Origin of the sequence: Lachnoanaerobaculum sp. Marseille-Q4761, from assembly GCF_017565785.1 — a bacterium.
In the GTDB taxonomy this organism is placed as follows: domain Bacteria; phylum Bacillota; class Clostridia; order Lachnospirales; family Lachnospiraceae; genus Lachnoanaerobaculum.
Window position 1 is genome coordinate 378,263 of sequence record NZ_JAGEKB010000001.1, and the last position, 13,928, is coordinate 392,190.

The 13,928-nt window shown below is 36.5% G+C and carries 12 protein-coding genes; all 12 read right to left on the reverse strand.

Annotated features, from left to right (window positions below):
• Positions 1 to 7 precede the first annotated feature (7 nt).
• The 12 genes from J4O15_RS15800 to clpX all read right to left on the reverse strand — a co-directional run bounded on the left by J4O15_RS15800 (position 8) and on the right by clpX (position 13,841).
• Positions 8 to 1,723, reverse strand: coding sequence for an S-layer homology domain-containing protein (locus tag J4O15_RS15800; protein WP_243761924.1), 1,716 nt, complete (start codon positions 1,721 to 1,723; stop codon positions 8 to 10).
• Between the two features lie 575 nt (positions 1,724 to 2,298).
• Positions 2,299 to 2,808, reverse strand: coding sequence for a QueT transporter family protein (locus J4O15_RS01760; protein WP_208099455.1), 510 nt, complete (start codon positions 2,806 to 2,808; stop codon positions 2,299 to 2,301).
• A gap of 106 nt (positions 2,809 to 2,914) precedes the next feature.
• On the reverse strand, positions 2,915 to 4,084 hold the full coding sequence (locus J4O15_RS01765; RefSeq protein ID WP_208099456.1) for an iron-containing alcohol dehydrogenase: 1,170 nt from the start codon (positions 4,082 to 4,084) through the stop codon (positions 2,915 to 2,917).
• 114 nt (positions 4,085 to 4,198) lie between these two features.
• Positions 4,199 to 6,457, reverse strand: coding sequence for an endopeptidase La (lon, locus tag J4O15_RS01770; RefSeq protein ID WP_208099457.1), 2,259 nt, complete (start codon positions 6,455 to 6,457; stop codon positions 4,199 to 4,201).
• A gap of 165 nt (positions 6,458 to 6,622) precedes the next feature.
• Entirely contained in the window at positions 6,623 to 7,795 is a 1,173-nt protein-coding gene (locus J4O15_RS01775) for a MalY/PatB family protein (protein WP_208099458.1), read from the reverse strand.
• A gap of 11 nt (positions 7,796 to 7,806) precedes the next feature.
• Positions 7,807 to 8,946, reverse strand: coding sequence for a trans-sulfuration enzyme family protein (locus tag J4O15_RS01780; protein ID WP_208099459.1), 1,140 nt, complete (start codon positions 8,944 to 8,946; stop codon positions 7,807 to 7,809).
• A 236-nt stretch (positions 8,947 to 9,182) separates the two neighbouring features.
• On the reverse strand, positions 9,183 to 9,725 hold the full coding sequence (locus J4O15_RS01785; RefSeq protein WP_208099460.1) for an NUDIX domain-containing protein: 543 nt from the start codon (positions 9,723 to 9,725) through the stop codon (positions 9,183 to 9,185).
• Positions 9,713 to 10,033: a hypothetical protein gene (locus J4O15_RS01790; protein WP_208099461.1), complete on the reverse strand. Its 321-nt coding sequence runs from the start codon at positions 10,031 to 10,033 to the stop codon at positions 9,713 to 9,715. The genes J4O15_RS01785 and J4O15_RS01790 overlap by 13 nt, the downstream gene beginning before the upstream one ends.
• Positions 10,027 to 10,671, reverse strand: a complete 645-nt coding sequence (locus J4O15_RS01795) for an HAD-IA family hydrolase (protein ID WP_208099462.1) — start codon at positions 10,669 to 10,671, stop codon at positions 10,027 to 10,029. The genes J4O15_RS01790 and J4O15_RS01795 overlap by 7 nt, the downstream gene beginning before the upstream one ends.
• Positions 10,671 to 11,936 (reverse strand): HlyC/CorC family transporter, encoded by a 1,266-nt coding sequence (locus J4O15_RS01800; RefSeq protein ID WP_208099463.1) that lies wholly within the window; start codon positions 11,934 to 11,936, stop codon positions 10,671 to 10,673. The genes J4O15_RS01795 and J4O15_RS01800 overlap by 1 nt, the downstream gene beginning before the upstream one ends.
• Positions 11,937 to 11,955: 19 nt before the next feature.
• Positions 11,956 to 12,435 (reverse strand): signal peptidase II, encoded by a 480-nt coding sequence (gene lspA, locus J4O15_RS01805; protein ID WP_208099464.1) that lies wholly within the window; start codon positions 12,433 to 12,435, stop codon positions 11,956 to 11,958.
• 8 nt (positions 12,436 to 12,443) lie between these two features.
• Positions 12,444 to 13,841 (reverse strand): ATP-dependent Clp protease ATP-binding subunit ClpX, encoded by a 1,398-nt coding sequence (gene clpX, locus J4O15_RS01810; RefSeq protein WP_009219878.1) that lies wholly within the window; start codon positions 13,839 to 13,841, stop codon positions 12,444 to 12,446.
• Positions 13,842 to 13,928 lie beyond the last annotated feature (87 nt).

Here is a 13,928-nt window from a genome sequence, read left to right on the forward strand (position 1 = left end):
AACTCACCTATTCTATAATTATTTTTACTATAAATTTAACCTTGCCATAGTTATTATTATTGATTACAAGATCCTCTAAGCTGCTTACAGCAAGCTGATATTCACCTTTTTGAGCGTTCTTTACCTGTTCAAGACTTTTTCCTTCCCACTTTATATTAAGCTTTACTCCGTTATTTTCTCCACTTAATTTAAGTCCTATAAGTGCATTGTCTTCAAGGTTTACTCCGTCTAATGCCTTATATTTTAATGTTTTATCCGCATACAAATGTTCATTCAGTATTATAAAGTCTTCGCTCGCATTTTCTAATGCCTTATCTTCACTACTTTCATTAGGAACTGTTTCATTTTCTTTAGGCAAGAGTTCTTTTTTATTATCTTTTGCCTTATTACCGGGATTTCCTATATTACTTTCTCCCGTTTTGTTTTTGCTGCCGGAAGTCTTACCTTCTTGTGGAGTCTTTTTATTAGCGGTGCCGTTACCTTCACCTGTTTTATTTTTATCTTCAGAAGGGCTGTTTTCTTGTGGAGCTTTTTTATTAGCGGTGCCGTTACCTTCACCTGATTTATTTTTACCTTCAGAAGGGCTGCTTTCTTGTGGAGCTTTTTTATTAGCGGTGCTGCTTCCTCCACCTGATTTACTTTTATCTTCAGAAGGGCTGTTTTCTTGCGGAGTTTTTTTATTAGCGGAGCCGCTGCCTTCAGCATTCTTCTTTGGATTATCTTTATCTTGAGTTCTTCCTTTTTCTTCAGCTTCTTTGTCACTTTGAGATTTATTCTCTTTTTGATTATTATTTCCCGAAGAACTGCTTGATGAACTATGACTTTTACTGCTTTTTATTATCTTTGTAACAACTCTTTTATCTCCCGGTTTATACTCTTCCGGATTTGGCAAGGGACCTACCTTACCGTCCGGTCCCAGATTGGTATAGGAAATATTTTTTCCAAGGCTTTTTGCCGATTGCAGCTTGGAGTTTGAAAGTTGTACCTCAAAGTTTTGACTTCCACCGGCAATATAGATCTTACTTATATCGGAGTTTATAATCCTTAACCTTCCATTACTTGCTTTGGCATTTATAAGTATTGGAGTTTGTGTTTTAACATTTTCTATAAGAGCATCATTGGCATTGACAACTATAAAAGCCTTGGACTTATTATTCTCATCTGCCCTGAAACTTTGAGAGGTATTGATAACTGCAAGGAAAAGTTCCTTATTCACATCCCTTAATTCACCCCTGTTTAATACCTTATCAGGCTCAAAGCTCTTATCTTTCCCATCAATAACACCAAGGTTTTCAAGTTCTTTTATATATCCTCTTGACCATGACTGTAATTTTTCATCATCATTAAAAGCGGTTTTCCCATCAGCAGCTTCAACTCCTATATACTTTGCAAGTATATAATAAACTTCTTCCTTCTTTGGACTTTCATAAAGATTGTCAAATGATACATGCTCATCTATTATATTCAGCTCTTTTAATTTCTTTACCGAGTTTTTAATATACTCCTCATCCACATTTGCAGAATTCCCTATGTCCGCCAAATCGGATTCCAAGTTACCCGAGAGCTTTTCAAGGAATATAATCAAATCTTTTTTGCTGATATTTACTTCATTATCCGTATATGTTTTTTGCTCCGCTTTTACACTCGGAGCAATCAAAAATAATTGAAAGCATATGGCAATGCTTAACAATAAAGTAAATTTTATTGCTTTTTTTATACTCATTTTATTTCTCCTTTTTTATTTATAAACCGTTTTTATATTCTGAACTTGTCCGTACAAAAGATAAACAGCTTTAATTTTTGCTTAGCCGATAAGATTTTATTTTATAAAGCTTCATTTATACATATTGCTTTTTAAGACCGCCCACTTTTGCAAATGCTAAGAAACTTGTTTTTAAATCTCACTTATTGGCTTAACAATATGTGCATATACACAATGTAGCAAATTATATCAGAAAGCATTGAAAATGTAAATTATTTGTATAGCTTCCTCTATTTTGGCTTTGTTAGTATTGCTCAAACTTCGCATATTTAATAATCGTAACCACAATACTTTAGCTAATAAAATCCAATCTGTTGATGAATCATTAATACTAACATTTCTAACAGTTTATAGCTATAGTTAGTAAAATCTTTTCAAAACTTCGGCAAAATTTACATACCGAAGCTGTTTTATTGCAGTAATTTTCCGTAAATAAAAATTTTTAATCTCTCCGAAAAAATAAAAATATCCTGACAAATACAAGGCCTTTTGGCTTTGTGATTTTGTCAGGATATTATTATAAAATATTTATTTTTCTAAGATTTTTGATAAGCTCTGTTCTCATTCCTAAAAATAAATGAACTTTTCGGCTCAAGTGCCAACATAAGTAAGTTTCCAAGTACTCCTACTGCAAGCACTTCTCCTATTCCCACGGTAAGCATCATATATGGTATCAAATCTGCCAAACCATAAGCAAACTTAAGAACAAATGGAATAATAATTGCATTTGCAAGTATCGGCGGTACACATACCAGCCATTTTGAAATATTTCTGAGTCTGTAGCTTACAATTGCACCTATAAGTGTTGCCAATGTTCCGAATACAATATCCGGAAGTGCCGCACCGGCAAGTATATTTGCCAAAAGGCATCCTATACTTACTCCCGGTACTGCCGCCACTGTAAAGAACGGCAAAATACAAAGTGCCTCGGAAATCCTGAATTGAACAGCACCAAAGCTGATAGGGGCAAATGCAAGTGTAAGTACTACATATACTGCCGCTATGACTGCCCCCTGTGCCATCATTTTTGTTGTAATATTTTTCATATTATCTCCTTTAGTTTTGTTTTAGGTGAGGAAGGTCTCGAACTCACCAAGTACGCTAGATACTTTAAAGTATTTTAAAAGATAAATCAAGCTTTTTTTATAAATCCTATAAGCAAGCCTTATAAATCTCCACTATATCTTCATTGGTAAGTGCCACAAATGCATCCTTTAAATATCCGTCAGTATTGGCATGTTCAGCCATAGCTTCAAAATGCTTATCATCAATGCCAAGTTCTGTAAGCGTCATCGGTATCCCGGTTTCTTTAAAATAATTCTCAAGTGCATCTATTCCCGCAAATGCCAACTCTCTATCATTTTCACCGCTAAGCCCCATAACATTTCTTGCAAACTTTACAAATCTTTCCGTTGCACTCACATCTTTATTAAGAATATGACGCATCCATCTGACAGTTAAAATAGCAAGTCCCACACCATGGGTAATGTCATAGTATGCTGAGAGTTCATGCTCCATTGCATGACATGGCCAACCTGTATCCTGTTTTCCATATCCGGGGATGCCTGAGCAGGCTACCGATGAATCTGCCATAAGATTTGCTCTTGCCGAATAATTTGTAGGATCCTTAAGTGCAATTTTGCAGTTTTTCATAACGGACTTTAATATGGTTTCCGCTATTCCGTCAGATAAGTCACTGTCCATTGTTCTTGAAAAATATCCTTCAAAAATATGGCTCATAATATCCGCACTGCCCGCAGCTGTTTGATAAGGTGATACAGTATATGTATATGTAGGATCGCATATACTTACCGCAGGATATGTATATACTGCACCCAGCTTCTCATTTGTCTCAAGATTTGAGATTACTCCACCTGCATCAAACTCCGAACCTGTTGCGCTGAGTGTAAGTATGTCCACAAGGGGAAGTGCTTTTGCTCTTCTGAAGCTTGTTCTTACCATTTCCCAAAGATCATCGCCTTCATAGTAGCGTCCTACAGCAATAGCCTTTGCACAGTCGATGGTACTTCCGCCACCTACTGCCAAAATCACATCTATATTATGCTTTTTACAAAGTTCTACACCACGCTCTACTGATGTAATTCTGGGATTTGGCTCCACTCCGCCACATTCAGTGATATTAAAACCATTTTCATTCAAGATCTTTATGACTTCATCATAAAGCCCTATTTTCTTGATTGAGCCGCCGCCATATACCAGCAAAACATTTTTACCGAAAGGCTTAAGCGATTTTGCCAGTCTTTTGATTTGCCCCTCTCCAAAATATAATTTGGTAGGAATATCATGCTTGAAATTCAACATATTGCACCTCCACTTTTGTATTAAATATAAATAAGATTTTTACTCCGTTTTGCCATCTTTTTAAATTAAGCAGACTTTCATTATCTATTTTTCAAAATTCTTATTCGTATAGCTTTATTTTAATACAATTCCCAGTACATCTTCAACCTTTTTTACAGGTATTATTTCAAGCTCATTCAAAACTTCCTCTGCAACTTCTTTCAAATCATCCTTATTCTCTTCAGGTATAAAAACCTTCTTTATTCCTGCTCTTGCAGCTGCCATAAGCTTTTCAGGCAATCCGCCTATAGGCATCACCCTACCTCTGAGTGAAACTTCTCCTGTCATGGCATATTCCGGTGAAACGGGAATATTATTTACAAGGGATGCAATTGCTGTGGTCATTGTAATACCTGCACTCGGACCGTCCTTTGGCACTGCACCCGCAGGTACATGGATATGAATATCATTCTTTTCAAATACCTCCGCCTTTTCAGGATACATGTTTTTTACCAGACTGAGCGCTATATCCACACTCTCCTTCATAACATCTCCAAGCTGTCCTGTTATTTTTATATTACCCTTGCCCTTTGTAAGCATGGTCTCAATAAAGAGTATTTCTCCACCCACTGCAGTCCATGCAAGACCTGTTACCACTCCGGCATGCTTTTTCTCCAAGATTCCCTCATGTCTTATCGGTCTTTGATCAAGATAATCCTGTAAATCCTCAGGCTTTACATCCAATATCTCTTTATTATTTTTTACAAGCTCAACTGCGGCATGTCTGCAAAGTGAGCTTATCTGTTTCTTTAGCCCACGCACTCCTGCCTCCATAGTATAGCCGTTAATAAGTGCTTTTATGGTATCATCTTCTATTATAAGATTTTCTTCACTTATACCTGCCTTTTTCTTTGCCTTCGGTATCAAATGATCCTTTGCAATGGAAAACTTCTCAAGTGCTGTATAACCTGTAAATCTTATAACTTCCATTCTGTCAAGCAGAGGTCCCGGTATAGTATCAAGAGAGTTTGCAGTACATACAAATAATACATCGGATAAATCATAGGGAACATTCATATAATGATCTGTAAATGTATTATTCTGCTCGGGATCAAGTACCTCCAGCAATGCACTTGCAGGATCACCATTATAAGATATGGCAAGCTTATCTATCTCATCCAAAACCATTACAGGATTTGATGTAGCGGCTTTTTTCATTCCGTCCATTATTCTGCCGGGCATAGCACCTATATAAGTTCTTCTGTGACCTCTTATATCCGCCTCATCCCTGACACCTCCAAGGGATATACGCACATATTCTCTGCCGAGTGCCTCTGCAATGCTTTTTCCTATACTGGTTTTACCTGTACCCGGAGCACCTACAAAAAGAAGTATTGAACCGCTCTGCTTTTTATTCAAAGACATTACCGCAAGCTGTTCTATTATTCTCTTTTTTACCTTTTTTAGTCCATAATGCTCTCTGTCAAGCACCTCCATGGCATTGTCAAGCTCTATATCCTTAGGTTCTTCCTTTTTCCACTGTAATGAGGTTACAAAGTCAAGATAATTGTAAAGCAGACCGTATTCATGGCTGTCCTTACCCTCCTGCTTCATTCGATTCAGAACATTGTCAGCCTCTTTTCTGGCTGTTTCATTCATTCCCGAATTTTCTATTTTTTCTTCAAACTTTCTCACTTCGGAGATATTTTCAGGATGCATCTCATCCAATGCCTTCTGTAGAAAGTTTATCTGCTTTTTAATGGCATCTTCTCTGTATGCCTTCTCATGAAGCTCTTTTTGTGCCTGCTTTGCTTCCTCACTTACTTCATTTATCGCCATAAATTCTCTGGCATACTGTGCTATAAGCTCCGCTCTTGCCTTTGTTGAATCCTCCGCCAGTACCGCATACTTTTCCTCCGGAGTAATATTCATAAAAGGTGAAAGCCCCACCATTACCTCATTCATATTTTTCCATGCAAGCACATAACCTCTTGCCATAAGTCCCCATTGAAACTTTGTAACATAGTTTAAAAGTTCGTCACGAAGCCCTATAAGCATAGTATTTGCACTTTGTGGCTCCAAATCATCTATCTCAGGTCTTTGCACCCCTACCACATTTTGATTTTCAAAATCCATGTACTCAATATTTATTCTGTTAAAGGCTTCAAGGTTTGCACCTCCCTCATCATCTATAGAAAGTACCTGCCCTGCAACAGCTATGGGATAAATATCCTCCATAGTGATATCCTTATCCTTTGGTTCCTTTAAATAAAGAAATGTTACCTTTTCCCCAACGGATATCTTTTCTACACCTGCCTCCTGTAGATATTCTTTTCTGAAATATATTTTTGAACCCGGTAAAACAACCGTATTATATGTCGGTATTAAAATCATATAGCCTCCTTTGTTAGCACTTGTTATAAAAGAGTGCTAAAATAAATTTATAAAAAAGAGGCTGAAACAATGGCTTGTTTACAACCTCCCCATTCATATGAGTAAAGTATAACACTGGCACTCATATCCGTCAAGTGATAATTAAGTTTTGCAAAATTGAATATTCTACAAATTCTTCACCGCTTTTGCCAGACTCTCAAGTGCCGTCTTAAGATATTCTCTCGGACAGGCGATATTAAATCTCTCAAAGCCCTCTCCGTCTATTCCAAACATTGCTCCAGAGTCTATCCAAAGCTTCGCTTTATTTACTATAAGGTCCTCTCTTTCCTCCTCACTGAGTCCAAGTTCTCTGAGGTCCACCCATACAAGATATGTACCCTCAGGCTCTATAAGCTTTATCTGCGGGATATTTTCCTTTAAATAATCTCTAAGGAAATCAAGATTTCCCTTTATATAAGCTCTTACCTCATCCAGCCATTCCTGACATGACTCATATGCAACCCTTGCCGCTATAAGCCCCATGGTATTCATCTGTGAATATCCTGATTTTACTATCTCATTTCTAAAAGCGTCACGGAGCTTTTTATTCTCAATAAAAATATTTGAAACCTGAAGACCTGCTATATTAAAGCTCTTACTAGGCGCTGTAGCTATTACTGAATTTGCGGCATATTCATCTCCAAGAGAAGCAAATACAGTATGCTTATTAGGCGCATATACAAAATCCGCATGAATCTCATCACTGAAAATCACCACATTATGCTTTAGACAAATATCACCGATCCTCTTTAACTCATCTTTAGTCCAAACCCTACCTACAGGATTATGCGGTGAACATAGTATAAAAAGTTTAACCTTATTCTCAACTATCTTTTTTTCAAAATCCTCAAAATCCGGCTCATATCTGCCGTCTTTAATCACAAGAGGCGAATTGATAAGCTTTCTGTTATTGCTTATTATCATTTCACTGAAAGGATAATATACCGGCTGCTGTATAATAACACCTTCACCTTCTTTTGAAAATGCTTTTACAGCCATTGCGATAGCATATACAACTCCCGGAGTTTTAACCAGGCTCCCCCTTTTAGGCTCCCAGTCAAAGTTCTTTACAAACCATCCCTTCACCACTTCAAAATAATCAGACTGCACCTCGGTATAACCATATATTCCATGGTCAACTCTTTTTTGCAAAGCCTCGGTAATCGGCTTTGCTACAGGAAAGTCCATATCGGCAACCCAAAGTGAAAGCTCATCACCTTTTTTACCTCTAAGCTTTGCGCAATCAAACTTTAAACTGTCTGTACCCTTTCTGTCTATAATTTTATCAAAATCGTACATAACATACCCCCTTATGATAATGCTCTCTCCAAATCTTTTATCAAATCATCAGCATTTTCGATTCCTACCGAAAATCTTATAAATTTGTCGGTTATTCCAAGTCGCTCCCTCACTTCTACAGGCACATCCGCATGTGTCTGATACATCGGAAATGTAATAAGTGATTCCACTCCTCCAAGGCTCTCGGCATACTTTATAATTTTTATTTTCTCAAAAGCCTCTTTTGCAGTCTGAGCGGTATCAGTTGTGAAAGATATCATTCCGCCAAAACCTCTTGCCTGTGATAAATTCACCTCATATCCTGGATGCTCGGGTAAACCCACATAATATACATTTGTAATTTTTTTATTTGTTTTTAAATAATTTGCTATCTTTATCGCATTTTCCTGTATTCTATCCATTCTTATCGCCAGAGTTTTTAAACCTCTAAGTGTCAAAAAACTGTCAAAAGGTGCAAGACTTACTCCCACAGTCTTATACATAAATCTTATTTTCTCTGCAAGTTCTTCATTGGCTGTACATATAAAACCTGCCAAAGTATCATTATGGCCTGCAATATACTTTGTGGCACTGTGAATAACTATATCGGCACCAAGGCTTATCGGGTTTTGAAAATATGGACTTAAAAAAGTATTGTCAACAATCAATAATAAATTATGCTCTTTTGCAATCCTTGACATTTCCCTTATATCGGTTACAAGCATTGTAGGATTGCTGGGTGTTTCAATAAAAATAGCCTTTGTGTTTTCATTGATTGCATTTATAACATTTTTGGCCACGGTTGTATCCACATAACTGAAAGTTCTGCCTCTCTCCACTCCCAAAGTGCTGAAAAGTCTTGTACTCCCTCCATATATATCCTCTTGAGATATAATATGATCCCCCGGATTAAAAAGTTCCAATACCAGCAAACAGGCCGCCATTCCGGTAGAAGTTGCCACTGTATCATAGGCATTTTCAAGTGCCGTAATACAATCTTCAAGCTCGGTCCTTGTAGGATTTGACTGGCGGGAATAGTCATATCCGGTGGTATCACCCACTCCCGGATGTGAAAATGTTGCTGTTTGAAATATCGGGACTGAGACCGCTCCATAGGCATGTGCATTTTTATCTTCTTTGGGACTGTGTACGCATAATGTTTCAATATTCATAAATTCACCTGACTTTACTTTCAAAAATATCACTAAATTTAGATTTCTCCAATAAGAAATATTCTACAAGTTCTATTTTTTCAGGTCAATAAGATGTTTTCTTTCTCTGGTTATAAAAAAATCCTATATCTGTATATTGACATTTAAATGCGATCATTTCTTTAAAAACTGTAATCTCTATTTCGCTACATAGATATTAAATACATTGAAGCTGCTTATACAAATAAATGTATTTCTTACACTCCGTATTTATTCTTATATGCAAGTATTGCAGCCACGGTTTTGGAATCCTTTAGCTCTCCCTTATAAATAAGTTCCACTAAATCATCCATCTCCCATTCTTCAATATCGATTCTTTCATCCTCATCCAAATGCTGCTCGCCCTTACTTAAATTCCTTGCCACAAAGATATCTATTTCCTCATCACCGAAGGCTACCATTGTATCGATTCTTATCAAAAACTCAAGTTCCTCAGGTGATCCTACTTTATAGCCTGTTTCCTCCTCCAGCTCTCTAAAGGCACATATTCTTCTTGGCTCATCTTTTGAATCCACCTTGCCTGCCGGCAGCTCCAGAGTATATCTGTCCAACGCATTTCTATACTGACGCACCAGGAGTATCTTTCCATTTTCCAGTACAGGCACTACCGCAGCAGCACCATTATGCTGTATATAATCCCAAACCGCCTTTTTCCCGTCTATTAAAAGATGGTCCTTATATACCTTTACTATTGCTCCCTCATATGCAAGCTCTCTTTTTTCTCTGACTATTTCTCCCATTTTCCCTCCTTATCGGACTTTAGTCCTTCAGCCATATTATTTAAGAATTCTATTATTTGATCCAAACCTTCATTTGAATATTCAAAATAATCATCTTTTTTCTTATCATCCTCTGTATGGTCAAAATTAAAGGGCTCCGGCCATACTGTAATTTTCAGCCTTGCCTCGCCCCTTTTATCCTTCGGTGTAAAATTCACCTTTTCCAAAGGGTCTCTTCCCAGTCTAAATCTCACACCCTCCAGACTCCCTGTGAAATATTGGCCATAATCATAATATCCTATATTTAACAAGTCACCTTTTTTTAACATATAAACATTTCTCTCAAATCATCCACATTTCTTACAATATAATTTGCTTTGTCAAATTCCTCCATGCTTCCATAGCCATAGAGTATACCTATACTTTTTAAGCCTACAGTATTTGCCCCCACTATATCATGAACTTTATCTCCCACCATTATAGCGGCGGTTTTATCCTCTATATTATTTGATTTTAACACATACTCGATTACTGCAGCCTTTGTAGATCTCTTTGTATTAAAATCTCCGTCAGAGCCTCCTACGAATGTAAAATATTTATCCAATCCGAAATGTTCTATAACCCTTCTTGCCTCCTTTTCAGGCTTTGAAGTCGCAATATAAAGTCTGTACTCCACTGATAAAACTTTTAACATTTCCTCAATACCCTCATATAATTCACATTCAAATATACCTGTACTTCTGTAGTACTCATGAAATATCTCCAGAGCCTTTTCATATTGTAATAAACTGAGTCCGTAAAGTTTTGTATAGCTCTCCACCAAAGGAGGTCCTACAAATTTTTTTAAATTTTCGGGCTCTTCATATATTCCGAAATGCTCCAAAGACTTTTGCACTCCCCTTGTAATACCCGGATCAGACCTTACTATGGTGCCGTCCAAATCAAATAAAATATGTTTTTGCTTCATTACTGCTCCTTAGCTAAAGGCTGCTTTAATTTTAAACCTACTTTTTCTATTCTTGCATGATCCATTTTTTTCACTGTCAAGACAATATTGTCAAATGCAACGACTTCACCCTCCACCGGAATTCGTCCAAGCTTTTCCATTATAATACCGCCTACAGACTCATATTCCTCAGAACTTAATTCAAGTCCGATTCTCTCATTGATATCATCTAAATTGGTGGAACCGTCTATCAAATATTCATTTTCCGAAAGCTTTGTTATACCCTCATCCTCATCCGCATCAAATTCATCCCTTATCTCACCGACGATTTCTTCAAGCATATCTTCCAGTGTAATAAGCCCTACGGTAATACCGTATTCATCCAATACTATCACTATATTGGCACCGGTTTTCCTCATATCCATCATAAGAGAGGATGTCTTTTTATACTCATATGTATAAAGCGGCTCCCTTAAATATTCCTTTATAGCAAAATTCTTTTTGTCTTCTATCAGCAAAAAGTCTTTTACATTCAATATTCCTATAACATTATCGGGACTGTCTTCATAAACAGGTATTCTGGTGTATCTATCCTCTTTGAAAACCTCAAAGATTTCATCATAGCTTGCATTTACATCCACCATCACCATATCAACTCTCGGTACCATAATATCTCCGGCAACCGTGTCACCAAAGTCCACCACATTTACAATCATTTTTTTTTCTTCTTTTTCAATGACTCCGTCTTCATGGCTGACCTCTACCATTGCCCTGAGTTCATCCTCAGTCACAGTTGCATTGTCATCATTATTTTTATTAAAAATAGAAATAACAATTCCTGCCACCTTATTCACTATATAAATTACAGGAGTCAAAATAACCATCAAAGCAGAAATAATACCGATGTATTTTAATGCCATATCCTCAGCATTTTTTGATGCCACATTTTTTGGTGTAATCTCACCGAATACCAAGATAAGAAATGTCAAAATTCCTGTTGCAATAGCAACCAGACTGCTTCCAAAAATCTTTAGGGTAAGTGTAGTTGACAGTGAAGATGCTGATAAATTCACTATATTATTTCCTATTAAAATTGCTGATAACATCTTATCGGTATTGGCTGTGATATCAAGAACCTTTCCGGCTCTCTTATCACCGCTTTCTGCCAGATTTCTTATTTTTAGTTTATTTGAAGTCATAAGGGCTGTTTCTGCAGATGAAAAAAATGCTGAACCAGATAATAATGCTACCAAAATGACTAATTGTAATATGTCACTCGTTTCCAAATTTTCTCCTATACTCAAACTATTCTTCTACGTATGTATTATCCGGTATAATCTCTTTTTTCTTTTTCTTTGCTCCAAAAGGCATCAATATACTTCCAATCAATATAAAAACATCTCCCAGATTAAAGATTACCTTATCAAGCCCTTTTGCCTTGATACGAATATAATCCACCACATAGCCTCTTGCAAATCTGTCAAAAATATTGCTGAGTGAACCTGCAATTATAAGGCTGAGTGAAAGCTTTTTAATTTTATTCCCTTTTTTAGGGAGTGAAACGGCTAAAAGTCCCAAAAGTATTGATGTAATAAATACCGGAACATATTTTACCACTTTTTGTTTTTCCTTCAGTTTTCCGAATGGAAAACCCGTATTATGAAATTTATCTATTTCAATCTTATTTGCCAGGTTTCTTGGCAGTTCACTTTTATCAAAAGAACTGATTGCATATTTCAGTATAAGGTCAAGACCTGTAAGTACCGGTATCAAAATAACAAACATATTTCCTCCTATATATTTCTAAATACTATATTCGGGCTGCCCTTATGTTCCAAATACTCTCTTGTTATTATAACCTTGCCTATATTTTTATCCTTCGGAGTTTCATACATTATATCAAGCATAAACTCCTCTATAATGGAGCGCAGTGCTCTTGCACCCGTATCTTTTTTCATTGCCTGTTCCGCTATCCACTCCATTGCATCATCATCAAAGGAAAGCTCCACCTCATCCAGCTCTAAAAGTCTTTTATATTGCTTTAAGATGGCATTCTTAGGCTCTATAAGTATCTTTTTAAACGCCTCTTTATCAAGTTTTGAGAGAGTGCATACCACGGGTAATCTTCCTATAAACTCAGGGATCATACCGAATTTCCTGATATCTTCATTTATTACTTTGGAGTATAAATCGCTGTCATTGTCGTATTTACCTTTTAAATCTGAGTTAAATCCCATGCTCGTATTTTTTTGTAATCTTTCTTTTATAATATCATCCAGCGCCGGGAAGGCACCTCCACATATAAATAATATATTATCAGTATTTACGGTCTCCATAGGTGCAAGCACATTTTTTTGATTTGTACCCACAGGTACTTCCACCTTGCTTCCCTCAAGCATCTTTAAAAGTTCCTGTTGTACACTCTCACCGCTTACATCTCTTGTATTGGTATTTTTCTTTTTGGCAATCTTATCTATCTCATCAATAAATACAATACCGCATTCCGCTCTCTCCACATCATTTCCTGCTGAAAGCAAAAGCTTTGAGATAACGCTTTCTATATCATCTCCTATATAGCCCGCCTCCGTAAGTGATGTGGCATCGGCTATCGCAAGCGGTACATTAAGAAGTTTTGCAAGTGTTTTTACAAGATAGGTCTTTCCGCTTCCTGTAGGTCCTATCATAAGGATATTGGACTTTTCAATCCTTATTCCCTCTTTATCCTTATCAAGGAATATTCTTTTATAATGATTATATACTGCTACGGATATTATTCTCTTTGCCTGATCCTGTCCTATTACATATTCATCCAGCATCTCCTTTATCTTATGTGGTGCCGGTATATCCTTCATTGTAAAAATAGGCTCTGTCCTTTTTTCATCTCTTTTTTTAACTCTGGCTCTTTCGGGTATAGGATTCAGATTCATATTCGGAATATTCAGACTGCCAAGATCTATATTTTTTATATCATCTAAATTTATATTGGACATGCCGGATAATTTACTCATATCCATACTCTGCATGGAGTTAAAGGTCTTTTGTATACAGTCAGGGCAGATATCTATTCCTCCCGGCATTGATATCATATTACCTGTTTTTGACTCAGGTCTCCTGCACATATAACATATTTTCTCATAGTTACTGCTTTTATCATCTTTATCTTTTGTATTATATTCTATTTTATCTTCCATTTTTCCATTCCTAATGTTTTTAAACAGTTTTATGCTATTCTAGCACAAAAAGAAAAAATGTGCCATATTAGCACAATACGGCACATA